This is a genomic window from Thermococcus onnurineus NA1, from assembly GCF_000018365.1.
Lineage (GTDB): Archaea > Methanobacteriota_B > Thermococci > Thermococcales > Thermococcaceae > Thermococcus > Thermococcus onnurineus.
Window position 1 is genome coordinate 908,283 of sequence record NC_011529.1, and the last position, 23,208, is coordinate 931,490.

The window sequence follows — 23,208 nt, forward strand, 5'->3', positions numbered from 1 at the left end:
AGAACCCACAAAGACATCTCAGAAGCTATGGGAGTAGAAACAGAACGGGAGGTCGATAACCAATGAAAGTTAGCAAATGGAGCGAGAGACTCTTTGGGACTCCAATATTTGATCCAGTTGTTACTGCGTCTTTCCTATTTCCACTCCTGTATTTGGTAGCGTTTCTCATAATACCAGTGCTGGCAATGTTGGCAGTGGCCTTTCAGTATAACGGGCAGTTCTCACTGCACTGGTTTACAAGTATACTAACTTCAGACTACTACATTAGCTTCCGCCCGGAGGGAGAATTCTACAAGCTTATAACCATGCCAAACGGCGAGCAGGTCTACTACATTCAAGGCTGGGACTTTGGTGTCATACTGAACTCAATACTAGTTTCAATAAGCGTCATGATTCTTACGACGATTCTAGGAACGGTCTTCGCTTTCGTCATGGCCCGTTATGACTTCCCTGGCAAGAACATTGTTAGAATCCTGCTCTTCGTTCCGCTGCTCGTCACACCCTTCGTCAACGTCTTCATCGTCAAGAAGATGTTTCTTCCCACTGGACTCATCAACTGGATCTTTTACGACATCCTCCACATATTCCCGCATCCAATATGGATTGACGGTCTCGTCGGCGTTATTGTTGCACAGACCTTAACTTACTATCCAATAGTATACCTCAACGCCTATGCAAGCTTTATCAACATCGATCCAACACTTGAAGAGCAGGCAGAGAACTTGGGAAGCGGAGGAGTCCACCTGTTCAGGACGGTTACCTTCCCGTTGGCCCTGCCAGGAATAGCAGCGGGAGCAACCCTCGTTGGAATATTCAGCCTAGAAGATCTGGCGGCACCGATTGTCTTCCAGGGCAATGGTCTCGCGAGAAAACTCATGTCTTTCCAAATCTACAGTGCCTTTACAAGCGGATTCAACGTTGGTAGCCCGCAGCTCGCCGCACTGGCTCTCATGATGCTTCTTATTGCCGTCCTAATGTTCTTAGGAATAAGGAAGTACGTCAGCATGCGTCAGTATGCGATGCTCAGCAAAGGTGGAAGATGGAAGCCACGAGTCGCCAAGCCCAAGTCCTGGCAGGCGTTCCTGATATACTTCGTTGTCCTTCCAATACTCTTCCTATCAATCTTCCCACAGATTGGTGTGGTCCTCCTGGCTTTCAGTGAACAGTGGGGAGACGCCACTTGGCCAAGTGGATTCACTCTCAAGCATATACAAAGCATACTTACCCAGCCTGACATCGAGAGAGTCATCATAAACAGCGTGATGTATTCAACCGCTGCAATAGTTGTCATCATCCTGCTCTCGCTCACTGCCTCCTACGCTTCCAGTAGGTTCAAGAAGAGCAAGCTCGGACCGGTTCTCGACAGCCTCGCCACGATTCCGATAGCAGTTCCAGGTATCGTCATAGCCATGAGCTATTTCTTCTTCTTCGCCAAAGTGTTCCCAGATACGCCGCTCGACCCCACCAACCTGCTCGGATTCAACCCAGCAATGGTGCTTATACTGGCCTACTCCATCAGGCGTCTGCCCTTCGCGGCACGTTCCATATCGGCAGGAATTCAGCAGGTGCACGTCTCACTTGAGGAAGCAGCATTGAACCTCGGCGCCAGCAGATGGAAAGCACTTACTGGTATACTTATACCCCTGATACTCCTCAATCTGCTTGGTGGAGCTATGCTCAGCTTCGTCTACTGTATGAGCGAGACCAGTGTCGGCATTACCCTCGGTTCCATTAACCCGGACTACTACCCAATAACGGCAAGAATGGTCGAGCTCATAACTGGTTCCGTAGGTGGAGCTCATCTCACCGCGGCTCTTGGTGTCTTTCTTATGACTGTTCAGATAATAGCTATAGTCTTGGCCAACCTGATAACCAAGCAGAGGTACTCATTCATCGGTCTAACATGAGGTGGTTGAAATGGTTGATGTCAAGCTAGAAAACATTGTTAAGACCTTCGGAGAAACTGTGGCTCTCAAGGGAATAGACCTACACATCAAGGCGGGAGAGCTCTTTACCCTACTCGGACCGAGTGGCTGTGGAAAATCCACGACACTGAGAATAATAGCCGGCTTGGACTTCCCGGACAGCGGAACGATACACTTCGGCGACGAAGAGGTCACCTACCTCCCATCAAGCAAACGCGGTGCGGTCTTAGTCTTCCAGAACTACGCCCTCTGGCCACATATGACCGTCTTTGACAACGTTGCCTATGGACTGAAGCTCAAGAAGCTTCCCAAAGAAGAGATACGGAAGAAGGTTAGGTGGGCTCTCGAACTCGTTAAGCTCAGTGGCTTCGAGGATCGCTATCCCACCCAACTCTCAGGTGGTCAGCAACAGCGTGTCGCCATAGCAAGGGCTCTCGTTGTCGAGCCCAAGGTTCTCCTCCTTGACGAGCCGCTGAGCAACCTCGACGCCAAGCTTAGGCTTGAAATGCGTTCGGAAATAAGACGCATACAGCGCGAGCTGGGAATAACTGTAATCTACGTCACCCACGACCAGGAGGAGGCAATGGCAATAAGCGACAGGATTGCCGTCATGAACGTCGGAACCGTTGAACAGGTCGGGACGCCAAAGGAGATATACGAGAGCCCCAAGACGGAGTTCGTCGCCAGCTTCATGGGCAAGACCAACGTCATTCCCGCCAAAGTCGTCGAGAGGAACGGAGACAGGGTCACCGTCGAGTTCGAGGGTATAAGGCTCGATGGCCTTTACTACACTGAGAAAAGCGACGACGTCGTTATAGTCATAAGGCCTGAGAGGATAAAGCTCAAGCCCGTCGAAAACGCGGTTTCATTCACAGGAACAGTGGACCTCATCGAGTACTACGGCTTCTTCGTCGAAGTCGTCGGCCTCTTCGGGGAGACAAGGATTATCTCAAGAACCATCAGCGACAAGGAAGTTGCTCATCTCAGACCGCTCCAGGAGGTTACATTCTACGTTGACAGGGACGATATAATAGTCCTTCCAAAGCAGCAGCTTTAAATTCTTTTTTCTCCATTTCTCTTTGGTGGCCGGGATGCTCGAACTCTTTAACGAGGAGCAGGTTTACGAAGTCCTCTTGGTTACGCGCTCAAATGCCACCCCAGTAGGCGTAGTCAGAAAAGGGAAGACCCTTAACTTCAAGCTCTTTGGCGGAAGGAGTTCCGAGGAGCTGAAAGCCCACCCATACGCATCAATTCAGATAACGAATGACGTCGAGCTCTTGGTTAAGCTCGGACTGAACATTCCCGTGGAAGTCGAGTTTGTGGAGAAAAAGCCCTATCGTTGGATTAAAGGTCTTCCCGGTTTCTATGGAAAAGTTGAGTTAAGAGAAGACACTCACGAAGACGAGCTCGGAAAGATATCTGTTCTCAAGTGCTCTCTTAGACCGAATGGCGTTATAGAGAGCCCACTTCCTCCGCGGCCTATAAGCCGTGCCGATTACCTCCTCCTCGAAATGGCTGTTGATCTCACAAGGCTCTTCGTTGCCACAAGGGGCCTGAAAGTTGAAGCCGCAAGAAGACTCTACGAGAGGATATGGTTGAACTACCATATGTACAAACATCTCGGCGGAAATTCCGAGATTGCCGAGAAAATGATTGGGTGGGCAATCTCATCACTCAGATGGAACCCCTAAACTCCAAAACGCGACTTAGAAAGGGAAAACTTATAATTAAATTTTTCCATGAATGTTTTGGTGATACCATGCTGGGCAGAAGAATAATAGCCCTGTTGATGGCTCTTTTCACCTTAGCAGCCATTCCAACGACGAGTGTTTGGGCAGCAACAACCACCAGCTTGGCCCCAGGAGACGTTCTTATAAAGCCCCTCCCCGGAGTTCCAGCCATCGGCCTCCCGGGAGACACCATTGAAATCTATCCTGTCGAAGGGGTTACAATCCAGAGCCTCCAGATAATCTCAATTCTACACGGACCTTACGACCTGCAGATACTGGGCACAGAGAATGGAATAGTCAAGGCTAAAATACCAGAGGACGCCGCTCCGGACGTCTACTTCCTTGTTGTCAAGAGCGACAAAGGTGAGGTGGCCATACCAAACGGAGTATGGGTCATGAAGGAGGCCCCTACAGTTCTCAGAATAGTCCACGGAAGTGACCTGCACGTCACGAGTGGTTCAAAGATGGGTTTTGTCTGCGGTGACTACTTCCAGAAGAGCATAACCGGAATACTTGAGTACTGCAAGAACCCCGTGGCACTTCACAGCTACACCGCCACCGACAGCTTCATGACCTACTATGGGATGGTTGGGCAGGACGGAGAGAACGTCATAAACATAATCCTCGCCACAGGTGACGACGTAGATACTAACGGTGACAGGGCAGGATACGAACTCCTTGACAACGCAATCCTCCACGCTACCGCTGCCGGGACACCCTTTATAAGCGTAAAGGGCAACCACGACCATCCGCCGACCTATTATACTAAGTATATTGGCCCACGATACTTCTATGAGGTCATTGGAGACTTCCTCATCATAGGTCTTGACAGCCGTGGTGAGGAGAGGCACCCCGAAATGGAGCAGCTTCAGTGGATGGAACAGGTTCTCAAGGATCACCCGGACAAGATACCGATAGTCCTCGTCCACCACCCGTTCTGGTACATAAGCAGACTGAACGGAGGAGTCGTTGAGAACCTCACGGCCTTTGATGACAATGACTGGCAACAGATAAAGAAGCTCGCCAGCTGGGACTGGGTCGGAAGGAACGGCGAGTACGAGGACATTGCCAGGTACTTCCTCCAGATGGTTGAGAAATACAACGTCAGGCTCGTTCTCAGTGGACACATACACAAAGACAAACCGGTCCTCTACATCGACAAGGACGGTAACGAGCACTGGTTCTACGCCCTTACCACCACCGGTGCCCCAGACAAGACCAGCAACCCGCCGAGCCAGACTGACATAAACAGAGGATACACCAAGCCTTCATGGTATGGTTCACAGATAATCTATGTCTACTCAGACGGAAAGGTTGAGTTCCCGCTTGTGGACGACCTATTCGCCGAGGACAAGATCATCTCTCTCCCAATTCCGCAGAAGTTCATCGTCTTCAGGCAGAATGGCGAGGAGGGGACCGCCGTCAAGTTCATCAACGAGCTCGGCCAGAGCGTCAGCGGACCGATAGTCCTTGAGATTCCCGCCGGTGCCAAGGTCGACCCGCAGGCCACCAACATAACCTACACCGTACTCGGCGGGAGAGAAATAGGTGGAGCCTACTACATGCTCCTCAACGTTACCGTCCCGGAGGGAGTCAGCCAGATAACGGTCGTCAAGGAAGCCGACACTAAAGCTCCCGAGGTGAGCATAGGCTACCTCTCACCAAGCAAGCCCAAGCCCGGACAGGCATTCAAGGTCTACATCAGTGCCAACGACAACGTCGGAATTAAGGATATGAAGGTGCAGGTTATCGTCGATGGAAAGGTAGTCGCAGAGTATCCAGCGTTCTCAATGAAGCCATTCGAGGTTAAGGCAACCTACTTCACCGAAATTCCGGGTGTCGACTCAGAAAGCTTCACAATCAAGGTTATAGCCACAGACTTCTACGGCAACACCGGGGAGGCAGAGTACACCCACTCAGCAGCCACTACCACGGCAACCACAACGACCACAAGCAGCACCGAGGGCGGAGAGACGGGTAGCACCTGCGGTCCGGCTGTTCTCGTCGGGCTTGCACTAGTCCCGCTCCTCCTCAGGAGGAGGAAGTGAGTTTCCTTCTTTTCCCTTTACATTACCGAACGTTATTCTGCGGGCTACTCCCAAAGGGAAGAGTTTTTAAACCATCCCCTAAACCCCACCATGGTGGTGAAAGTGAAGTTTAAGGGCAAAGCCTTTGGTAACATCGTGAGAATTGAATTTGAAATTCTCACCATCGGCGAGCTTAAAATAGACGATCTGCGAGACTTTGATGTCGATTCAATTAAGATAGAGCTCAAACCGACGTCATCAGGTATAAAGGTCATAGGCATATGGGAAGGTACCGTTGATGAAGCCGGAGAGGGAATAAAGAAGGCTCTCGAGGAGAGCTACAAGCTCCGGGAGAGAATTCTCAACAGGATAAAAAGCAAAACTGAAGCCATAAGGAGCACTATGCGCCAGCTCGGTTTCAAGGAAGAAGTGGAGGGATACGGCAGCGTCATCAAATTCATAAAGAAGGTCGGTTCCTACGAGATAGTCGTCGTTGCTTCGACCACTGACGACATGGTTCGCGTTGAAGTCTACGGGAACGACAAGAAGATAATAAGCCCCGAGATAGAGAGCATCTTCGAGGACGTTGAGGTCGAGGAGCTCGAGATATACGACTTCGAGGACACCAAGGAGGAGAGGCTCGTCATAAACCTGGAGATACCCAAGAACGAGGAGAAGCCAGAAAGGAAAATAGTGGAAGCCATCAGGATGATCGAAAATATGCTGATGGCCTGATCACTTGTACCTGCTCTCCAGCTGAATCTGCTTTAGCTTCGCTGTTATCCCCTTTATTGGAGCCGTATCCTCGCTGATTATCTTTCCTGTCTTGGTGTCGATCCTTGCGTAGTAGAATCTGTCTTTCCCTGAGAGCTTGATGTTGATGTAGCCCTTATCCTTGTGGTGGGTCACCCTCTCGGTCTTTGGCTCTTTTTCACCGTAAACTTTTCTGACGTGGTTGTGATACATTGCCTCTATTGCCATCTCCGTGAAGCGGACGTCCTGGCTGAGGACCTCCCCAGTAGCCCTGTGGAGCACGAGCTTTCCTACCTTCGTCCCACCAGTGAACTCAACCTCCCAGTGCTCACGGAGTTTGATACCCTTAATGGCAGCCTCGGGGTCTACCTCCCTGACCTTCTCCCCCGCTATATTTTCGGCAAGCTCCCTTTTGAGCACCCTGTCTATCTCTTCGATGAGTTTTCCGTCCTTACTGACCCGTATTTTTAACTCGTGTCTGCCGTTCTCAGCGGTTATGGTGTATTCAGCTTCTGCCTCTTCAACGGCTGTTATCCCGAACTCCCGGTACTTCTCTGCCACTATTTCCTTTGCCCGCTCCGGCGTTATTTCGACGATGTAGTCGAGAACATCACCCGTTGCACCGTCAACTTTAACGACGGCCTTCCCATCGCCGCTTTCAAGGATCAGCTCAAGGTACTTGTGTTCCAGCACCCGGTAGGAGTTAAGTTCGAGGTCCCCTATGGGGAAGTTGTTCTCTATGACCTCCCTGGCATTCTTGTAGGCTTCCTCTGGTGAAGGCAGCCTTCTTACTTCAGTGTAGCTCCCTCTCGTAAGGTCAACCTCAACGACGGCTATGCCGTCTCCAAGGAGGATGTCAGCTACGGCAACCTTCTTGCCCTTCTCCAGGTTCAGGACCTCCCCGTCGGGATATGTCCCTCTCAGAAGTTCATCGAGAGCCTCGTCGTTCATCAAAACCCCCACACCAAGCGGCTTCCCTGTGTAGCCGTTGAACGAGACTTCGAATGAAAACCTCTCGGTCCGTCCGGTGATCTTTACCTTTCCTTTGTCCCTCTTCAGGTCAATCTCGACGGTCTTTTCTCCGGTCTGTTCACTGATTATTCCCCTCGCCTTTTCAAGGAAGTATTCATCGGAGAGCGGAGTTATGTGAAACTCGATCTCATTGTTCTCTAGGTTTACCACGGCCTTCGCGGCGTTTTCACCGGCTTTAAGTTCGAGTTCTGCCATTTTGGGTATGTAGACCTTCTTCCTCTCGTGGATTGCTATCTTCCCTTCTGGGACGTCCAGCTCCCGCGAGGCCCTTGATTTGAGTACGAGCACTGCCTCGCTGGGGCTTATGGGAACCTCTATTTCTCTCTCGGTAGCCCGTATTATGGAGCGGTCGTCGAGAAGTGCCTTGGTTACTGGAACGCGGAGCTTCTTGTGTGAGGTTGCCCTCAGGACAATGTTCTCCGGCGAGAAGACAACGGCCTTATCCTTCTCCCCTCCCTCCTCAACGGACCAGGAGAATATATATGCACTCGAGAGGATAACCGAAAGGGACCGGAGCTCAATCTCACCGGCCTTTATCGGATACATGGAAGAGGCGAAGGAGACTACCCTCTTCATGAGTCCCTCTGCGGAGAAGTCATAGAGCAGCGGAGCATCGAGCTCAAACTCCTTGAGAGGGCTCTCTTTTTTCTGCTTCCTCTTTTGGGCCGAGGCCATCTCAACGAGCTCGGCCGGAGGTTCTATGGAGTAGTTGTGGAAAAGGGAAACAAGTTTCTCCCCGTCCCAGGGGATTATCCTTCCCCGGTACTCCCGGGATATAAGAACCTTGGCGTCCTTCGTGAAGCCTGTCGTCGAGATTAAGATTCCTTTGTCGGCCTTGTACTTGTCAACTAGATCTGCAAAAACGTTAACGTCGCGGGAAGCGGCCAATCCCTTACGATGGACGGCTATGACGAGCTTCTCGGTTCCAGAGATGGGATCATCACGTATGGCCACGATGTCGATTCCCCAGTCTTTCCTGCTTGCGACCTTTTCGTAGTTCCTGAAGCCCATTCTCTTCAGTAGCTCAATGACGTTCTCGATAAGAGTTTCTTCCGGTGTGAGCCTTATTAGATCAAGGGTCCACGCCATCATTCTCACCCATAAGCGAAAATCTGTCACTAAAATCATTTGAGGGTCATTTTATAAATTTCTTTCCCAGGAATTCGTCATCACTGTAGGTGTTCAAAATAAGGTTTTTAACGAGATAACTTTAACATCTCCGCGGTGATGGAATGTTCAGACTCACAGACTTCACCTATCACGGCAAAACCGTCTTTCTGAGGGCTGACCTCAACTCACCGGTTAAAGATGGAAGGATAATCAGCGACGCTCGCTTCCGGGCTGTTTTGCCGACGATCCAGCATCTTCTGGACGAAGGTGCGAAACTCGTCATCGGAACCCATCAGAGCAAGCCATACAAAGGTGACTATATCACCACGGAGCAGCACGCCGAAATCCTGAGCAATCTTCTCGGCCAGGAGGTTGAGTACGTCGAGGACATCTTTGGAAAGTATGCAAGAGAGAGAATAAAGACGCTAAAGCCGGGTGAAGCGATAATCCTCGAAAACCTGCGTTTTGCCGCCGAGGATGTCAAATACAAGCCCCTAGAGGAATGTGAGAGGACGCACTTCGTGAGAAAGCTTGCTCCGCTCTTAGATTACGTAGTTAACGATGCTTTCGCAGCCGCTCACAGAAGTCAGCCATCCCTCGTAGGATTAGCCCGATTGAAGCCGATGATAATGGGCTTTCTTATGGAGAAGGAAGTTGAAGCCCTCAGTAGGGCATATGAAACAAACGAAAAGCCGAGAATTTATGTCCTTGGTGGAGCCAAAGTTGACGACTCCCTCCGCGTGGCCGAGAACGTCCTCAGAAATGGAAGGGCAGACCTAATCCTCACGGGTGGATTGGTTGGCCACGTCTTTACGCTCGCCAAGGGCTTCCACCTTGGCGATGCCAACCTCGAGTTCATGGCTAAGAAGGGTCTTCTGGAGCTAGTCGACTGGGCAGAGAATATACTCGATGAGTTCTATCCATACGTGAGGACTCCAGTAGATTTTGCGGTCGATTACAAGGGCGAGCGGGTTGAGGTTGACCTCCTCAGCGACGAGAAGTGGCTCTTCGACAAGTATCCTATACTCGACATTGGCTCGAGAACTATCGAGAAGTACCGTGATGTCCTCATGAACGCGAGAGTCATTGTAGCAAACGGACCGATGGGCGTCTTTGAGCGGGAGGAGTTCGCTCTCGGGACGGTCGGGGTCTTCAGGGCGATTGGTGAGAGCCAGGCTTTCTCGGTTGTCGGAGGTGGACATTCAATAGCGAGCATCTACCAGTACAATATAACCGGCATAAGCCATGTGTCGACGGGTGGAGGGGCTATGCTGAGCTTCTTCTCCGGCGAGAAGCTTCCGATTCTGGAGGCGTTCAGGATAAGCTACGAGAGGTTTAAGGACAAAATAGAAAGAGGACCTAAGTAGTTCATCAGCACTCCGAAGATAACGGCCACCCACCAGACCTCTAAGAAGGCGAAGCCCACTGTTGCCGTGCCCGTGGCAAGCCATGCCACGAAGATGGCGTAAGCCATAAGCGTCACAGCGACGTGAAGCTTCAGGAAAGTCCTGTTCACTTTACTATCCGACTTCATCCAGCCGGTGGGAAGAGGGAGCCAGTCAAAAAATGCTCCAATCAGGGCAAAGAGAGGCTGGTTGAAAAAGACTGTGGGAATAAAAATCAGGCCCGCAAGGGCCACGCAGAGCATGGTAAACTGCTGATTCTTCATACATCCGCCACCTCAGTCTATTGTCGCCTTCCTGAACTCGAGCGCCGCTATTCCTGCGAAGAGCGCGGCGAGGCCAGCCAGGACTACCCAGTCCGTGACGATTCCAAAGGTCGGCTCGACTCCAGCCAGATAATACCTCGAGCCGTCCACCGCGTAGGTCAGGGGGTTTACCTTCGCCAGCCACTGCATCCACTCCGGCATCGTGCTTATCGGATAGAACGCTCCGCTTAGGAAGGTCATTGGGAGCATTATCATGGTCACTATCATCTGGAAGCCTTCCATGCTGGTCATCTTGAGCGCTATTGCAACTCCCATTGACGCTATCGCTATGCCGACGAGGAAGCTGAGTCCAAGGGCTGGAAGGACCCCGCTCACGTTGAGGTCCGCCATCGTGAAGCTGAGGGCCAGGATTATGACACCCTGTATCATGGCCATCAAAGCACCGCCGGTGATTCTGCCGAGTATTGCCTCAGTCCTGCTCGCTGGAGCCACGAGTATCTCCTTGAGAAAGCCGAACTGCTTGTCCCAGATGAGGGTTATGCCCTGCATAAAGCTCATGTTGAAGACCGTCATGGCCACTATTCCTGGCACTAGGTATGTCATGTAGTCGACGCCGCCGAAGAGCTGCGCTGCCATCGGGTTGTTGAAGACACCGCTCCAGCCCTTTCCGAAGAATATGAGCCATATGAGCGGGTTGATTATGCTCCCTATAACTCTCGCACGGGAGCGGGAAAAGCGCTTCAGTTCGCGGTATATCATTGTGAGAAAGACCTGCATGCAATCACCTCCTCATACGAGCCTTCATTATCATTTTCGCCACGTTCTGCTCGCCACCTTCGTCCCTGATTTCCCTTCCGGTGAGGTGCAGAAAGACGTCGTTGAGGGTGGGCCTGTGGTACGTGACCTCGAGGATTTTAACTCCGCTCTCCTTTGCCAGTTCGAAGAGTCTTGGCAGAGCTTCAGCAGCGTTGTCCACGTCAAGGCGAACCCTCCCGTCCGGGAGCATCTTGCAGCCCTTGATGAAGTCCGCTTTAAGGCACTTGAGTTCTTCTTTTGGACTCTCCAGTTTGAGGTAAATGATGTCGTTGCCTACGAGTTTCTTCAATTCCTCTGCCGTTCCCTCGGCGATTATCTTTCCGTGGTCCATTATCGCTATCCTGTCCGCTAACTGCTCGGCTTCGTCCATGTAGTGGGTGGTGAGGAAGATCGTCATGTTGTGCTCCTCCTTCATTGCCCTTATGTAGTCCCAAATGTGCGCCCTCGTCTGCGGGTCAAGGCCTATCGTTGGTTCATCGAGGAAAAGCACCTCTGGCTCGTGGAGGAGCGAGCGGGCTATCTCAAGCCTGCGCTGCATTCCGCCCGAGAATGTCTTGACTGGTCTGTCCCGGAACTCCCACAGCTCGACGAACTTGAGGAGGCGCTCGATTTTTTCCTTCAGTTCGTTTCCGCTCAGGCCGTATATTCTGCCGTGTATCAGCATGTTCTCGTAGGCGGTAAGTTCTCTATCCACGCTCGGGTCCTGGAAGACAATGCCTATCTTTTTGCGAACCTCTATAGATTCCTTCACGACATCGTGGCCGGCAACGATAGCATTTCCGGCCGTTGGCTTGAGGAGCGTCGTGAGGACGTGAACGGTAGTGGTTTTCCCGGCGCCGTTGGGGCCTAAGAAGGCAAATATCTCGCCCCGCTTCACGTTAAAAGATATACCTTTAACTGCCTCAAAATCACCGTACTTCTTGACAAGATTCTTAACCTCAATAGCATTCATTTCATTCACCCTCCAGAAGGATCCGTCTTATTCTACGCGCAAATTCCCGGAAGGTGCCTCTGAGCTCCTCCCTTTGCTCGTCCGTGAGATCTTCAATCGATCTGAATAGTTCCCTGAACGCCTCCTTGAGCTCGTCCCCACCGAGTTCAAGGAATGTTCTGTAGGCGTGCATCCTCTTCTTGACTTCTTCCAGCTCTTCTTCATGTTCTTCAAGATACCTTAGACCCTTTTCCGTCACGACGTAGTTTTTCTTCTCCCTATCCCCGGTTTCAGCGACCTCGATGAGGCCATCCTTTCTGAGGGAAGCAAGGATGGGGTAAACGGTCCCTGCGCTGAGTTTTATGCCGTATCGTTCCTCTAGTTCTGTCATTATGCCATAGCCGTGTTTTGGCTCCTTCAGCAGGTCAAGGATCAGTATCTTCATGTAGCCCCTGAAATTGGGTCTTTCCACATACATCACCAAACATATCGAACGATATGTCGTTTAAAAAGATTCTGGTTCGGAATCCTTATTACTCGCGAGGTAAAAGCATCCAAGGGTGGGAATATGAGGCTTGTCCTGAAGCCCCTTTTTGAGGCAGAACTTCCGGCCGGTTTCGAGGAGATAGTGAGGGAAAAGCTAGCCGGGAAAGAGGTAAGAACCAACGAGGAAGTCGAGATAGACCTGCTCGGAAAGCCTCTTCGCTTCAAAGTTCTGCTCGCGGAGCCCTCACCGATGAAGGTCGCGAGGAGCACGAGAGTGGAGTTCTCGACTGGAGAAGTTAGGATCATCGACTTCGAATTCGACGACCCTATTAGAGATGTAATTTCCTTCGAGAAGGGCTTCGTCGTGGTGTTTCCTAATAAGGTTCTAATCCTGAACCATAATGGACAAAAGATTTATAGTGATGAGTTCGAGGAACTTAACAAAGTTAGCGTTTCCAAAGAAACGGTGGTGATAGTGCATGGCAAAAACAAACTCAGGTTCGTTAAGCCTTGATGGCTTCACCTTCCAGGAAAGCTGGGAGGAGAAGAAAAAGAGGGCGGAAAAAATAGTCGAAATCTTGATGAAGACTCATCCGAGGGAGAAGCTCCTCATCGGCGACCCCTACAGGACGTTAATCCACTGCATAATCTCCCAGCGCATGCGCGACGAGGTCACCTACAAGGTCTGGGAAAAACTGTTTGAGAAGTACGGGGACATCGAAACCATCGCGAGAACGCCGATAGAGGAAATGCAGACCTTTTTGAAGGAAAACGGCGTCGGCCTCTGGAAAACAAAGGGCGAATGGATTGTTAAGGCCTCCCAGATAATCCTCAAGGAGTACGGCGGAAAGGTTCCGGACGATATTCACGAGCTTATGAAACTGCCCGGAATAGGCAGAAAGTGCGCCAACATTGTCTTGGCTTATGGCTTCGGGAGACAGGCGATACCGGTTGACACCCATGTAAACAGGATAAGCAAACGCCTGGGCCTGGCTCCTCCTAGAGTTCAGCCAGAAAGAGTCGAGGACTACCTGAGGGAGCTCATCCCAAGAGAGAAGTGGATATACGTTAACCACGCCATGGTCGACCACGGAAAGACTATATGCAGGCCGATTAAACCGAGATGCGACGAGTGCCCGCTGAGGGAGCTGTGTCCCTATTCAAAGGGGCTTGTGACGGACGGAGATATAAAGGGGAGCTCGAAGAAGTAGTCACTCCTCTTCCCCCACCTCTTCCCCGGCGAGCTTCCTGAGCTTGTCCAAGTCCGAGCCAACGGCTATGAGCACGTCACCCTCCTTTATGATGTCATCTCTGCCGGGATTGTAGATGTAGCGAGTTCCGCGCTTTATGGCCAGAATCCTCGTTCCAATCTTGCTCGGGAGCTTAAGCTGTTTCAGGGTCTTGCCGTGCAGAATGGAGCCTTTCCTTACGGTAACCCTCCCCAGTTCTTCCTCGGTGTCCTCCATTATCTTCTTGATTATCGGGTGGGGCTCGACGTCTCTAAGAACAAGATCAGAGATCTTATAAGCGGCATCCGAAATCTGCTCATTTATCTCCGCCATGTCTATGACGCTGAGGAGCTTTAACGGGTCATCCTCATTCTTGGCCAGCATCAGGGCCAGCTTCTTGACTTTCAGGGTAAGCTCGTCCATGCGCTCCTCTAGGAGGTAGACCTCCTCCGCTATGTCCTCGCTGTTGTACATGACCGACGAGAAAGCGAGGTCAACCATGAGCGATGAGAGGTCTTTCATCTCTATAAGGCAGTTTCTAATCTCTTCGAGTTCATTCATTGCCCATCACCTTTATGTTGCCCCTCGCTATCTCCTTGAGGTACTCAATTGAGGTGTTAGTGCCTCTGCCTATGAGTATATCGCCAGGGAATATCTTGAAGTCCCCGTCTGGATCGAATATCCAGCGCTTTCCGCGTCTAACTGCTATTATCCACACACCAGTATTTGTTGAAAGGTCTAGCTCTTCCAAGGTCTTACCAACGAGAATGGAATCTGCCGAGACATAGATTTTACCTATTATTTCCTCGCTGCCTAAGATGGCCTCGGTGATAACTGGATGAAGCTCAACTCCCTCGAGAACCATCTTTGCCAAATCCGCCGCCGCGTTGGACATGTCATCGATAGCATGTGCCATGTGAAGTATTGACGTTATCTGCTCCGCCTCCCTCGGGTTTCTAGCGGCAAGAACAGCATGCACCATCAGGTGGTAGTTGAGTAAGTCAAGATACTCCTCAAGCTCGAGAACTTCATCGGCTATCTCTTCCTCCCCGAAGAGAACGGAGGAGTAGGCGAGATCAACCATCAGCTCGGCGGTGTTCTTCATCTCAACAAAGATGTCCTTAACGTTCTTGGGAACCTCGATTTCGTCCCACTCTTCCACCCGGCTCTCACCGATAGGGGGAATTGAAGGGAATTTTATTTAGTTTTCGGCCGCGAAAAGTTTAATACCACCAGAGGTCAACGTTTAGGGGGTGAGGGGCGTGGAGAGTGATACCAGTGATGGCTCAGGAGCTCGGGGAAAAGGTGAGGCAGGCTTACAGGGTCTCACTGCCCTCGTTAGTCGTCTCTCTGATAATTGGCTTCTTCGGAGGCACCTTCCTCGGTAAGTACTTGGAAAAAATTAGCCGCGATTATCCCGGTCTGCTCGTCATTCTGCCGGGTATGATGGGCCTCCGCGGCAACGTTTTTGGCTCGATGGCCTCGCGCTTCTCCACAATGCTTTACCTCGGTGACCTCGAGCCCTCGCTCAGGGAAAAGAAGGTTCTCAAGAACATTGTCATAGCGATGCTCCTCTCTCTAATCCCTGTAACGATTCTCTGGGCAATAGGTGTCATTCAGGGGATAAGGTACCACGCCCTCCAGATTCTCCTCATCGTTGTGAGCTCGACCATACTCGTCTCTCTCATCCTCGGCTACTTTACGGCTTTCGTCACCATATTTGCCTTCAGGAAGGAGGTTGACCCAGACAGCATGGCCGCCCCGCTCGTTGCCTCGATGGGTGACCTGCTCACCATTCCAGCATTAATAGCTTTTATACTCCTCCTTGAGACCTCGAAGGAGACCTTCTGGGGAAGCAACCTCGCCCTAATTTTGCTCTTCCTCTTCTTGCTGGCAATCTCCCGCGTGAGAAAGGCCGAGATAGTCGAATTCAAGGAGCTCTTCACGATAATAACAGCTTTAGCTCTGCTCTCACTCATCTCGGGCTTCACACTCCAAAGGTTCAGCGACCTGATAGGGGCCTCTATAATCCTCGGCTTTGCCTATCCTTCAATCCTCAGCTCCTTTGGAAACTACGGCTCAATAATAGCGGCGAAAACCTCAACCGCACTCCACCTTGGTGAGATTGACGGCTACCTCTCCAAGGAGCCATTCATGGAGATACTCGCACTCTTCCTCACAACGCCAATCGTTGGGGTCCTGATAAACGTCTTTGGTGCGGGAATAGCCCACTTCATCGCGGGAGCCGAGCCAAGAATAGTTTACGAACTGACCCTCAGCTATCCACTCATGGCACTTTTCATAATGCTCTACTCGTATACAATCTCCTACTTCCTCTTCCAGAAGAACATCGATCCAGACAACGTGGCGATACCTCTCATTTCGAACAACAGCGACATATTCGGCACGATATACGTCGTGATAATAGCAAAGCTTATGGTAGGTGGTTGAGTTGATTGGCCTATCCATGACGGCCTTTTCGGGAAAGAGCATAAAGGACTTCGAGGAATGGGCAGGGAAAACACAAAAGCTTGGCTTTGACTTCATAGAACTCCTGAGCGAGTGGCCACACTATTTGACAAAAGCGAGCTACAGGGATTTCGCAGAGATCGTTGAGGGATATAGGATGAAGATAACCGTCCACGCTCCCTTCAGCGACATCAACATCGGTGCGTTCAACGAAAAGATACGGAGAGCCGCACTGGAGGTTCTGCGCGAGACAATAGAGGTCGCCGCTGAAATGAACGCCTTGGTGGTCACCATTCACCCTGGCCACCGTTCTCCACTCAGCATAAAGCACCAGGAGAAATACCTTGAGATACACAGGAAATCGCTCAGAAAGATTGCCGCATGGAGCGAAGAGTTCGGCATAAAGGTCGGCCTCGAGAACATGCCGAGCTTTCCCATTTTGGACGCCCAGAGCTGCGAAAGACTCGCAGAGCTGGTGGGGGACATTGATATTGGAGTTACTCTCGACGTCGGCCATCTAAACACTACGACAAGGAACTTTGACCGCTTCATCCAGCTTCTTGAAAACAGAATCGTGCACCTCCACCTCCACGACAACCGCGGCGATAAGGACGAGCATCTCCCGTTAGGAGAGGGAACTGTTCCTTGGGCTCAGGTCATTCCCAAACTTCCAAAGGTGACATGGTCTCTTGAGGTGGGGGGCATAGAATCGGCGAGAAAAAGCCTCGAATTTCTGAGAAGTCTGCATTGATGGACTTTTCAGTTCACTGGAGCCCAATTTTTACAAAACGCAACTCTTTTATACATTTGAAATGAAGTTTTTGCGAGAAGCAGTTTCTGGTGGAGGGATACCAATGGAAGCAAAGATAGTAGAGGAAATGAGACCCTTCTTCGACCCAAGGGCGGTCGCTATCATTGGCGCAACCAACAAGAAAGGTAAAGTTGGAAACGTCATCTTTGAGAACTTCAAAATGAACAAGGAGCGCGGTATCTTCAAAGGCAACATCTACCCGGTAAACCCAAAGCTCGATGAAATAGATGGTTACAAGGTCTACAAGAGCGTTGAGGAGCTCCCTGATGATACCGATTTAGCAGTCATCTCGATTCCTGCCCCGTTCGTTCCGGACACGATGAGACAGATAGCAAAGAAGGGCATAAAAGCAGTAATCATCATCACCGGTGGTTTCGGTGAGCTCGGCGAGGAAGGAAAGAAGCTCGAGCGTGAAATTCTTGAAATAGCCAGAGAGAACGGCATAAGGATCATCGGTCCGAACTGTGTTGGTGTTTACGTGCCGGATACCGGTGTTGACACGGTTTTCCTGCCTGAGAACAAAATGGACAGACCCAAGAGCGGACCAATTGCCTTCGTCAGCCAGAGCGGTGCTTTCGCGGCAGCCATGCTCGACTGGGCAGCCATGGCGGACATAGGCATAGGCAAGATGGTCAGCTACGGCAACAAGCTCGACGTCGACGATGCGGACCTCATGGATTACTTTATCCACGACGATAGCATAAACGTCGTCACCTTCTACATCGAGGGCGTGAAGGACGGAAGGAAGTTCATGGAAGCCGCCAGGAGGATAACCAAGGTCAAGCCGGTCATAGCCCTCAAAAGCGGAAGAACCGAGTACGGAGCCAAGGCTGCTTCATCTCACACCGGTTCCCTTGCTGGAGCGGACACTATCTACGACGCAGTCTTCAAGCAGACGGGTGTAATCCGTGCTGAGGACTTCGAGCACATGTTTGATCTTGCGAAAGCCTTCGCAGCTCTGAAGGACAAACTTCCGAAAGGCAACAGGATAGGAATCATCACTGATGGCGGTGGAGCCGGGGTAATGGCGAGCGATGCCGTTGCCAAGTTCGGCCTCAAGATGGCCGAGCTGAGCGAAGAAACACTCAAGTTCCTCAAAGAAAACTTCCCGCCGCACGCCGTTGCTGGCAACCCAACAGACGTTGTCGGCGACACCGACGCCGAGAGGTATAGGATCGCTATAGAGGGCTTCGTCAATGACCCGAACGTCGATGCTATACTCGTCATCGTGCTCTTCCAGGTGCCGCTCCTCGAGGAGGAGAAGATAATTGACATCCTCGCGGAGTACCAGAAGAAGAGCGACAAGCCCATCGTTGCCGTTGCCATGGGTGGTAAGAAGACCGATTACTACGCTAGAATCCTAGAGGAGAAGGGGGTCCCGGTCTATCCAACCCCTGAGAGAGGAGTAAGGGCCTTGGCAGGCCTTGTCAAATATGCCGAATATCTGAGGAGGGGCGACTGAGCCCCTCATTCACTTTCTCGGTGGTGGTATCATGAAGGATGAAGCCCTTAAAGTTATCGAAGAGGTTTTGAAGTCCGGAAGGACTGCACTCGTTGAATACGAGGCTAAACAGGTCCTCAAGGCCTACGGCCTTCCCGTTCCGGAGGAAAAGCTTGCCAAGACCCTTGACGAGGCACTCAAATATGCTGAGGAGATTGGCTATCCAGTTGCCATGAAGCTGATGTCTCCTCAGATACTCCACAAGAGCGACGCCAAGGTTGTTCTCCTTAACATAAAGACCCCCGAGGAGCTCAAGGAGAAGTGGGAGATCATCCACGAAAACGCGAGGAAGTACCGGCCAGATGCTGAGATACTCGGCGTCCTGATTGCTCCGATGCTTAAGCCTGGAAGGGAAATCATCATAGGCGTTACCGAAGATCCGCAATTCGGCCACGCTATAATGTTTGGTCTCGGTGGAATCTTCGTCGAGGTTCTCAAGGACGTCACCTTCAGGCTTGTGCCGATTACCGAAAATGACGCCAGGAAAATGATCAGGGAAATCAAGAGCTATCCGATTCTTGCCGGAGCGCGCGGAGAAGAACCAGCGGACATCGATGCAATAGTTGACCTCCTCCTCAAGGTCAGCCAGCTCGTCGACGAGCTTAGGGAATACGTCAAAGAGATGGATCTCAACCCGGTCTTCGTCTACGAGCAGGGCAAAGGTGCCGTGGTAGTTGACGCAAGGATAATCCTCAAAGAACCCGTAGAGAAGAAGTAAATAAGCCCCGCGTACTGAGAAAGGCTCTTGATTAGACTTTTTCTTTCTCAACTTTTTCTGATTCCTCACCTGCGACCTCCTGGATGTATCCCAGAATATCATGCAGTATGAAAAAGCTCACCGCGGCATCAACGACAGACCATATATTACCTGCTATCAGGAACAGCAACGCAAAAAAGAACTCTATTGCAGCGTAGATAAGGGCGATTTTTATGGCGGTGCGGCTCTCCTGCGTGAGGCCGTATGCGAGAGCCATGCTCAGCAGGCCGAAGACTAGGTAAACTACTGAACCGAAGGAGTAGGCATAATACAGAAGCAGAAAGCCGTTGAGGAAAAGAAGGTAGGTGGCGAGGGTTAACCTTTTCATGTGATCCCCAGGTAACCCTCAAATATCTCCACGTATTTAAATCCATCGTCCGGAAAGATCAGGACGTATGTTTTCTCACCGAATTCGCTGGAGACTTTTTCGTACGCTTTGACCACTGCTCCAGAGCTGAGTCCTATCAAGAGACCGTCTCTGCGTGCCACGCTGAGGGCACCCTCAATGGCTTCGTTCCGGGTTATCTCCACGACCCTGTCTATGTCTACTTGGAAGTACCACTTGGGCTTTGTTTCAAGGCGCTTTATGCCGGGGATCTTCTCACCCTTCGCCGGGACGACGCCCACAACGGTTGTGTCATAGCGCTCCTTGAAGTACTTTGCCAGACCTGCTATGTGGCCCGAAGTGCCTATGCCCGCTATCATAACGTCGGGCCTTTTGCCAATGCTCTTCAGCTGCTCGTCTATCTCCCTGGCGGTAAAGCGGTAGTGGGCCTCGAAGTTGTCGTCGTTCTCGAACTGGTTGAGGTTAGCCGCTCCAGCCTTCTTTGCTTCTTCGACGACGTACTGAACCATGGTGGGGTCTATAGTCTCGAAGTCAGTCATGATAACATCCGCACCGAGTACTCTGAGCAGAACCTGGGTGGCCTTTGGTGTCGGCTTTGGCAGGTATGCCCTGAACTCAATACCGAGAACGTTGCTGAGCGCCGCCAGAGAAATCCCGACGTTGCCGGAAGTTGCCTCAAAAAGCTTCCTCGTGCCGTTGATGTCCCCGCGCTCGATGGCCTTCATAAGCATGTTAAAAACGGCCCTGTCCTTAATGCTCCTGCTGAAGGGGTTAAAGAACTCTAACTTGGCAAAATACATCCCCCCTCTCGGTGGAAAGCCTAACAAGGGGGGTCGGCTTGTACTTTTCGAACAGCTCCAGTGTGTTGTTAAACACGTTCATTTGCCATCACCATAAAAGGCTCCGGCAAAGACCTTAAAAGCTTTCCTTAAACGAACAGTTATACACAAAATTGGGTAATGGATTTGCGTTTTAAATGCTTGGACGTAACTCTAACAGTTGCATGTTATCCAACGCGAGTTTTAATTCACATATTTTAAGAACAAAAGTGTTATATACAACTTTGAGTAATTACACTTGACAGCCTTGTTGGGGAAGGGACGAATGCGGGAGTAGATAATCGTCCAAGAGCACGTTAAAAAAGTCCATCCAGTAAGAACTGACGCGGGCTTGGAGTGGTTCATGGCCTACTACCGACAAGTGGCTGAACTGACGTTTACGGAAGTGTTCAAACAGACATGATGATGAGAGAACAGATATAGACTCCCAGAATTTTGTAGTCTGTACCCGGGAGGAGTATGGAACCCAATGTGGATGGGACTGGGTAGTAAGGTGGTAAATGGTGGAGTGTCATGAAGAACGATAAAAAGGTTTTGGTAGGATTTTTAATTTTTATTTTTGCTGTTTCTTTATTTATCATCCAAAAAGATAACTCACCCCCTCCTAATGAGGGTGAAGGATTACATTTACAAAATAAGTCCAGCATCTCAATAAGTGTCAACGAAACAGGTGATAATAAGACACTTGTTCCGATAGCAACTGATGGGGTTAATTTTGAGGGAGAGACTACTGGTTTCATTCAATGTTTATCGGTAATCCAAGTTAAATCTCAGTACTATCAGAGCGGACTTGAGCATCTCGTGAACTTCACCCTCTTCCTTAACGGAACGCTGAAGGCGAACGTGACCTTAGAAGGTGTGGAAGGAAATTATTTCTGTGTCCCTGAGGGGGTAGTCGTGTATTCATACTACCCAGGGGAACGGAGAAGCTCCGTGGCGCTGTTTGACTACAACTTAACCATCATATGGAAGGAAAAATACCGGGCCTTCCCGGAAATGTACCACAATGGGAGCATAATCCTCGTGGATTCGTGCATTTACTTTGTGAACACCTCTGACGGGAACTTAAGCAGGAAGATATGCCCCGACGTCAGGAGGCCATACATCTCACACATAAGGATTCTGGGTGAGACGGTGTACTATACAGTGGGCTACTATGACATTGATCTGTGGAAAACGAGGGCGTTGATATACCTCGTGAGGGCCGAGGAGGTGAAAAAGAGTGAAATCGCCACGATTGAAGGGCACCCCCTCGGTGTTAGACTGCTGATTGACGCCAACGATGAATATGTGGCGGTGGCTTACTACCTTCACGACGAAATTGGAAACGAAAAAAACGGCATCTGCGTCTTCACCGCAGGCAGGCTAATCAAAATCGCCTGTAAGGAATTTGAAGACGGTGAGAGACCACTAAAAGTCAAACTCGAAGGAAACATCGTTTACGTCCAGACAACAAAGGGGGTGAAAGCTTACAAGATACTCAGCCCGTGGTGACCAGTGGTGTGTCCGAGGATGCTCGTATAAGGAACTGCATCTGCATTCTCGATGTGGGCTTGAGAGAATCTTATGCGAGGAATGAGATGCTTTAAAGCACCCCCTCCTTTACGAGTTTCTCCCTTATCTTCTCGAACTCCCCAAGGGAGCCGCGCACCACCGGATACTTCGGCACGAACGGACAGGGCTCTTCAGGTTCTATGCTTATTTCGAACGTGCCTATCTCCTTTGCTATTTTGACTATCTCCTCCTTGTCGCGGCCGATGAGGGGCCTCAAAATAGGCAGATCACTCGCCTGACTTATTATCAGCAGGTTGTCGAGGGTCTGCGATGCCACCTGCCCGAGGGAGTCACCCGTAACTATAGCTTTTGCCCCGATTTCGTGCCCCACCCTGCAGGCCTTCCTCAGCATCGTGTACTTGCAGAAAAGACACGTCCACTTGGCCTTTCCTATCTCGACCAGCTTGGAAAAGACTGGCGCCTGTTCCTCGTAAGCATCAACGATTACGGGCTCGTTGAGCTTCCCGTACTTACTCAGAATCTCGCAGAGCTCCAGAACCTTTGACTCCTTCTTATCGCTCTGCTTGAAGTGGACCGGCGTTATCTCCATGCCCTTTCTGAGCATGAGGTATATCGCCACTGGAGAATCAATGCCCGAGCTGAGCAGTGCAACAGCTTTCATGTTCGGAAGAAGGGGAGAGCCATATATGAAGTTTTCCTCAACTTAGAGTTGGGAACCTCTAATCTGGAGCAGGCCAATATAGGTAAACCAGGCCAGTATCATGGCCGCACCTATAAGCTCGGGGATAGCAAGGCCCTTGAAAACGCGAGCTTTCACCATGTAGAGCATCACCACAAAAGTAACAACCGAAAGAATTGCCCAGAGCATCCCGACGGAAAGGCCAGAACGAGCGAGCTTGAGCCCTATGAGGACTATATCCGCTAGCGCCAGGACATAGAAGAGAGTTGCTGAAGGAGTATGTAGGGAATATTCCTCAGGAAAGATGCCAACAAGGAAGAGCGAGACCATGGCGGTGGGCATGAGATAAGAGAGGCCGTTCTTGAAGGCCCCGAGCGAGGCTATGAAGCCCAGAACGGCAAAGAGCATTATGAAGCCGTTGAAGTAGTAGTTCACGGGATTCCGTACTGACCCCATGTCGCTGAGGGCGTTGTCGGTGAATGAAAACCAAGGATTCTGGTAAATGACAACGATTAGCCCAATAAGAAATACGAGTGGTAGGAGGAGGGAGATGTATGCCGGGAGTTTTGTCGACTCCATAACA

24 protein-coding genes are annotated in these 23,208 nt (G+C 50.8%); 13 read left to right on the forward strand and 11 right to left on the reverse strand.

Annotated elements, in window-relative coordinates; translation table 11 throughout:
* The first annotated feature begins 62 nt into the window (after positions 1-62).
* The 5 genes from TON_RS05020 to TON_RS05040 all read left to right on the forward strand — a co-directional run bounded on the left by TON_RS05020 (position 63) and on the right by TON_RS05040 (position 6,417).
* Positions 63-1,907 carry an ABC transporter permease gene (locus TON_RS05020; protein WP_012571944.1) on the forward strand — a complete coding sequence of 615 codons (1,845 nt, stop codon included), beginning with the start codon at positions 63-65 and terminating at the stop codon, positions 1,905-1,907.
* 10 nt (positions 1,908-1,917) lie between these two features.
* On the forward strand, positions 1,918-2,982 hold the full coding sequence (locus TON_RS05025) for an ABC transporter ATP-binding protein (RefSeq protein WP_012571945.1): 1,065 nt from the start codon (positions 1,918-1,920) through the stop codon (positions 2,980-2,982).
* 34 nt (positions 2,983-3,016) lie between these two features.
* Entirely contained in the window at positions 3,017-3,616 is a 600-nt protein-coding gene (locus tag TON_RS05030; protein WP_012571946.1) for a DUF447 domain-containing protein, read from the forward strand.
* A 68-nt stretch (positions 3,617-3,684) separates the two neighbouring features.
* Positions 3,685-5,703 carry a metallophosphoesterase gene (locus tag TON_RS05035; protein WP_012571947.1) on the forward strand — a complete coding sequence of 673 codons (2,019 nt, stop codon included), beginning with the start codon at positions 3,685-3,687 and terminating at the stop codon, positions 5,701-5,703.
* A 90-nt stretch (positions 5,704-5,793) separates the two neighbouring features.
* Positions 5,794-6,417: a hypothetical protein gene (locus TON_RS05040; protein ID WP_012571948.1), complete on the forward strand. Its 624-nt coding sequence runs from the start codon at positions 5,794-5,796 to the stop codon at positions 6,415-6,417.
* Here TON_RS05040 and TON_RS05045 read toward each other — a convergent pair whose 3' ends face one another.
* A complete protein-coding gene (locus TON_RS05045) occupies positions 6,418-8,556 on the reverse strand; it encodes a restriction endonuclease (RefSeq protein ID WP_012571949.1) in 2,139 nt (712 codons plus the stop codon). It abuts the gene before it with no gap.
* A gap of 143 nt (positions 8,557-8,699) precedes the next feature.
* Here TON_RS05045 and TON_RS05050 point away from each other — a divergent pair, with 143 nt between their 5' ends.
* Positions 8,700-9,944, forward strand: a complete 1,245-nt coding sequence (locus TON_RS05050; protein ID WP_012571950.1) for a phosphoglycerate kinase — start codon at positions 8,700-8,702, stop codon at positions 9,942-9,944.
* Here TON_RS05050 and TON_RS05055 read toward each other — a convergent pair.
* The 4 genes from TON_RS05055 to TON_RS05070 are packed head-to-tail and all read right to left on the reverse strand — an operon-like array spanning position 9,902 to position 12,465.
* Positions 9,902-10,246, reverse strand: a complete 345-nt coding sequence (locus TON_RS05055) for a hypothetical protein (RefSeq protein WP_012571951.1) — start codon at positions 10,244-10,246, stop codon at positions 9,902-9,904. The two genes, TON_RS05050 and TON_RS05055, sit on opposite strands and share 43 nt — an antisense overlap.
* Positions 10,247-10,258: 12 nt before the next feature.
* Positions 10,259-11,023 carry an ABC transporter permease gene (locus tag TON_RS05060; protein ID WP_012571952.1) on the reverse strand — a complete coding sequence of 255 codons (765 nt, stop codon included), beginning with the start codon at positions 11,021-11,023 and terminating at the stop codon, positions 10,259-10,261.
* Positions 11,024-11,027: 4 nt separating this feature from the next.
* Positions 11,028-12,014 (reverse strand): ATP-binding cassette domain-containing protein, encoded by a 987-nt coding sequence (locus TON_RS05065; RefSeq protein ID WP_012571953.1) that lies wholly within the window; start codon positions 12,012-12,014, stop codon positions 11,028-11,030.
* A gap of 1 nt (position 12,015) precedes the next feature.
* Positions 12,016-12,465: a PadR family transcriptional regulator gene (locus tag TON_RS05070; protein ID WP_012571954.1), complete on the reverse strand. Its 450-nt coding sequence runs from the start codon at positions 12,463-12,465 to the stop codon at positions 12,016-12,018.
* Between the two features lie 96 nt (positions 12,466-12,561).
* Here TON_RS05070 and TON_RS05075 point away from each other — a divergent pair, with 96 nt between their 5' ends.
* Together TON_RS05075 and TON_RS05080 are read left to right on the forward strand one after the other, a co-directional pair.
* The gene (locus TON_RS05075) at positions 12,562-12,993 is read left to right on the forward strand and encodes a DUF6849 domain-containing protein (protein WP_012571955.1); all 432 of its coding nucleotides are present in this window, start codon (positions 12,562-12,564) and stop codon (positions 12,991-12,993) included.
* On the forward strand, positions 12,959-13,690 hold the full coding sequence (locus TON_RS05080) for an endonuclease III domain-containing protein (protein ID WP_012571956.1): 732 nt from the start codon (positions 12,959-12,961) through the stop codon (positions 13,688-13,690). Before TON_RS05075 ends, TON_RS05080 begins: the two co-directional genes overlap by 35 nt.
* Here TON_RS05080 and TON_RS05085 read toward each other — a convergent pair whose 3' ends face one another.
* Both TON_RS05085 and TON_RS05090 read right to left on the reverse strand, forming a co-directional pair.
* Positions 13,691-14,269, reverse strand: a complete 579-nt coding sequence (locus TON_RS05085; protein WP_012571957.1) for a potassium channel family protein — start codon at positions 14,267-14,269, stop codon at positions 13,691-13,693.
* On the reverse strand, positions 14,262-14,870 hold the full coding sequence (locus TON_RS05090; protein WP_012571958.1) for a potassium channel family protein: 609 nt from the start codon (positions 14,868-14,870) through the stop codon (positions 14,262-14,264). The genes TON_RS05085 and TON_RS05090 overlap by 8 nt, the downstream gene beginning before the upstream one ends.
* A gap of 107 nt (positions 14,871-14,977) precedes the next feature.
* Here TON_RS05090 and TON_RS05095 point away from each other — a divergent pair, with 107 nt between their 5' ends.
* From TON_RS05095 to TON_RS05110, 4 genes are all read left to right on the forward strand, one after another.
* Complete coding sequence (locus TON_RS05095; protein WP_238516368.1) at positions 14,978-16,159, forward strand: magnesium transporter; 1,182 nt, start codon at positions 14,978-14,980, stop codon at positions 16,157-16,159.
* Complete coding sequence (locus TON_RS05100) at positions 16,152-16,928, forward strand: sugar phosphate isomerase/epimerase family protein (protein ID WP_238516370.1); 777 nt, start codon at positions 16,152-16,154, stop codon at positions 16,926-16,928. The genes TON_RS05095 and TON_RS05100 overlap by 8 nt, the downstream gene beginning before the upstream one ends.
* 103 nt (positions 16,929-17,031) lie before the next feature.
* The gene (locus TON_RS05105; protein WP_012571961.1) at positions 17,032-18,450 is read left to right on the forward strand and encodes an acetate--CoA ligase family protein; all 1,419 of its coding nucleotides are present in this window, start codon (positions 17,032-17,034) and stop codon (positions 18,448-18,450) included.
* Between the two features lie 31 nt (positions 18,451-18,481).
* Entirely contained in the window at positions 18,482-19,207 is a 726-nt protein-coding gene (locus tag TON_RS05110; RefSeq protein WP_012571962.1) for an acetate--CoA ligase family protein, read from the forward strand.
* 31 nt (positions 19,208-19,238) lie between these two features.
* On the opposite strand, the gene TON_RS05115 is transcribed toward TON_RS05110, so the two are convergent.
* The gene (locus TON_RS05115; RefSeq protein ID WP_012571963.1) at positions 19,239-19,574 is read right to left on the reverse strand and encodes a hypothetical protein; all 336 of its coding nucleotides are present in this window, start codon (positions 19,572-19,574) and stop codon (positions 19,239-19,241) included.
* Positions 19,571-20,392 carry a cysteine synthase family protein gene (locus tag TON_RS05120; RefSeq protein WP_012571964.1) on the reverse strand — a complete coding sequence of 274 codons (822 nt, stop codon included), beginning with the start codon at positions 20,390-20,392 and terminating at the stop codon, positions 19,571-19,573. Before TON_RS05120 ends, TON_RS05115 begins: the two co-directional genes overlap by 4 nt.
* Before the next feature lie 552 nt (positions 20,393-20,944).
* Here TON_RS05120 and TON_RS05125 point away from each other — a divergent pair.
* Positions 20,945-21,925, forward strand: a complete 981-nt coding sequence (locus TON_RS05125; protein ID WP_012571965.1) for a hypothetical protein — start codon at positions 20,945-20,947, stop codon at positions 21,923-21,925.
* A gap of 91 nt (positions 21,926-22,016) precedes the next feature.
* On the opposite strand, the gene TON_RS05130 is transcribed toward TON_RS05125, so the two are convergent.
* On the reverse strand, positions 22,017-22,607 hold the full coding sequence (locus TON_RS05130) for a 7-cyano-7-deazaguanine synthase (protein WP_012571966.1): 591 nt from the start codon (positions 22,605-22,607) through the stop codon (positions 22,017-22,019).
* A gap of 42 nt (positions 22,608-22,649) precedes the next feature.
* Positions 22,650-23,204, reverse strand: coding sequence for a DUF998 domain-containing protein (locus tag TON_RS05135; protein WP_012571967.1), 555 nt, complete (start codon positions 23,202-23,204; stop codon positions 22,650-22,652).
* Between the last annotated feature and the right edge of the window lie 4 nt (positions 23,205-23,208).

Bases quoted from the DNA above. Each gene is read 5' to 3' on its own strand.
- TON_RS05020 (WP_012571944.1), top strand. From the start codon at position 63: ATGAAAGTTAGCAAATGGAGCGAGAGACTCTTTGGGACTCCAATATTT.
- TON_RS05025 (WP_012571945.1), top strand. From the start codon at position 1,918: ATGGTTGATGTCAAGCTAGAAAACATTGTTAAGACCTTCGGAGAAACT.
- TON_RS05030 (WP_012571946.1), top strand. From the start codon at position 3,017: ATGCTCGAACTCTTTAACGAGGAGCAGGTTTACGAAGTCCTCTTGGTT.
- TON_RS05035 (WP_012571947.1), top strand. From the start codon at position 3,685: ATGCTGGGCAGAAGAATAATAGCCCTGTTGATGGCTCTTTTCACCTTA.
- TON_RS05040 (WP_012571948.1), top strand. From the start codon at position 5,794: ATGGTGGTGAAAGTGAAGTTTAAGGGCAAAGCCTTTGGTAACATCGTG.
- TON_RS05045 (WP_012571949.1), bottom strand. From the start codon at position 8,556: ATGGCGTGGACCCTTGATCTAATAAGGCTCACACCGGAAGAAACTCTT.
- TON_RS05050 (WP_012571950.1), top strand. From the start codon at position 8,700: ATGTTCAGACTCACAGACTTCACCTATCACGGCAAAACCGTCTTTCTG.
- TON_RS05055 (WP_012571951.1), bottom strand. From the start codon at position 10,246: ATGAAGAATCAGCAGTTTACCATGCTCTGCGTGGCCCTTGCGGGCCTG.
- TON_RS05060 (WP_012571952.1), bottom strand. From the start codon at position 11,023: ATGCAGGTCTTTCTCACAATGATATACCGCGAACTGAAGCGCTTTTCC.
- TON_RS05065 (WP_012571953.1), bottom strand. From the start codon at position 12,014: ATGAATGCTATTGAGGTTAAGAATCTTGTCAAGAAGTACGGTGATTTT.
- TON_RS05075 (WP_012571955.1), top strand. From the start codon at position 12,562: ATGAGGCTTGTCCTGAAGCCCCTTTTTGAGGCAGAACTTCCGGCCGGT.
- TON_RS05080 (WP_012571956.1), top strand. From the start codon at position 12,959: ATGGCAAAAACAAACTCAGGTTCGTTAAGCCTTGATGGCTTCACCTTC.
- TON_RS05085 (WP_012571957.1), bottom strand. From the start codon at position 14,269: ATGAATGAACTCGAAGAGATTAGAAACTGCCTTATAGAGATGAAAGAC.
- TON_RS05105 (WP_012571961.1), top strand. From the start codon at position 17,032: ATGGAAGCAAAGATAGTAGAGGAAATGAGACCCTTCTTCGACCCAAGG.
- TON_RS05110 (WP_012571962.1), top strand. From the start codon at position 18,482: ATGAAGGATGAAGCCCTTAAAGTTATCGAAGAGGTTTTGAAGTCCGGA.
- TON_RS05115 (WP_012571963.1), bottom strand. From the start codon at position 19,574: ATGAAAAGGTTAACCCTCGCCACCTACCTTCTTTTCCTCAACGGCTTT.
- TON_RS05120 (WP_012571964.1), bottom strand. From the start codon at position 20,392: ATGTATTTTGCCAAGTTAGAGTTCTTTAACCCCTTCAGCAGGAGCATT.
- TON_RS05125 (WP_012571965.1), top strand. From the start codon at position 20,945: ATGAAGAACGATAAAAAGGTTTTGGTAGGATTTTTAATTTTTATTTTT.
- TON_RS05130 (WP_012571966.1), bottom strand. From the start codon at position 22,607: ATGAAAGCTGTTGCACTGCTCAGCTCGGGCATTGATTCTCCAGTGGCG.
- TON_RS05135 (WP_012571967.1), bottom strand. From the start codon at position 23,204: ATGGAGTCGACAAAACTCCCGGCATACATCTCCCTCCTCCTACCACTC.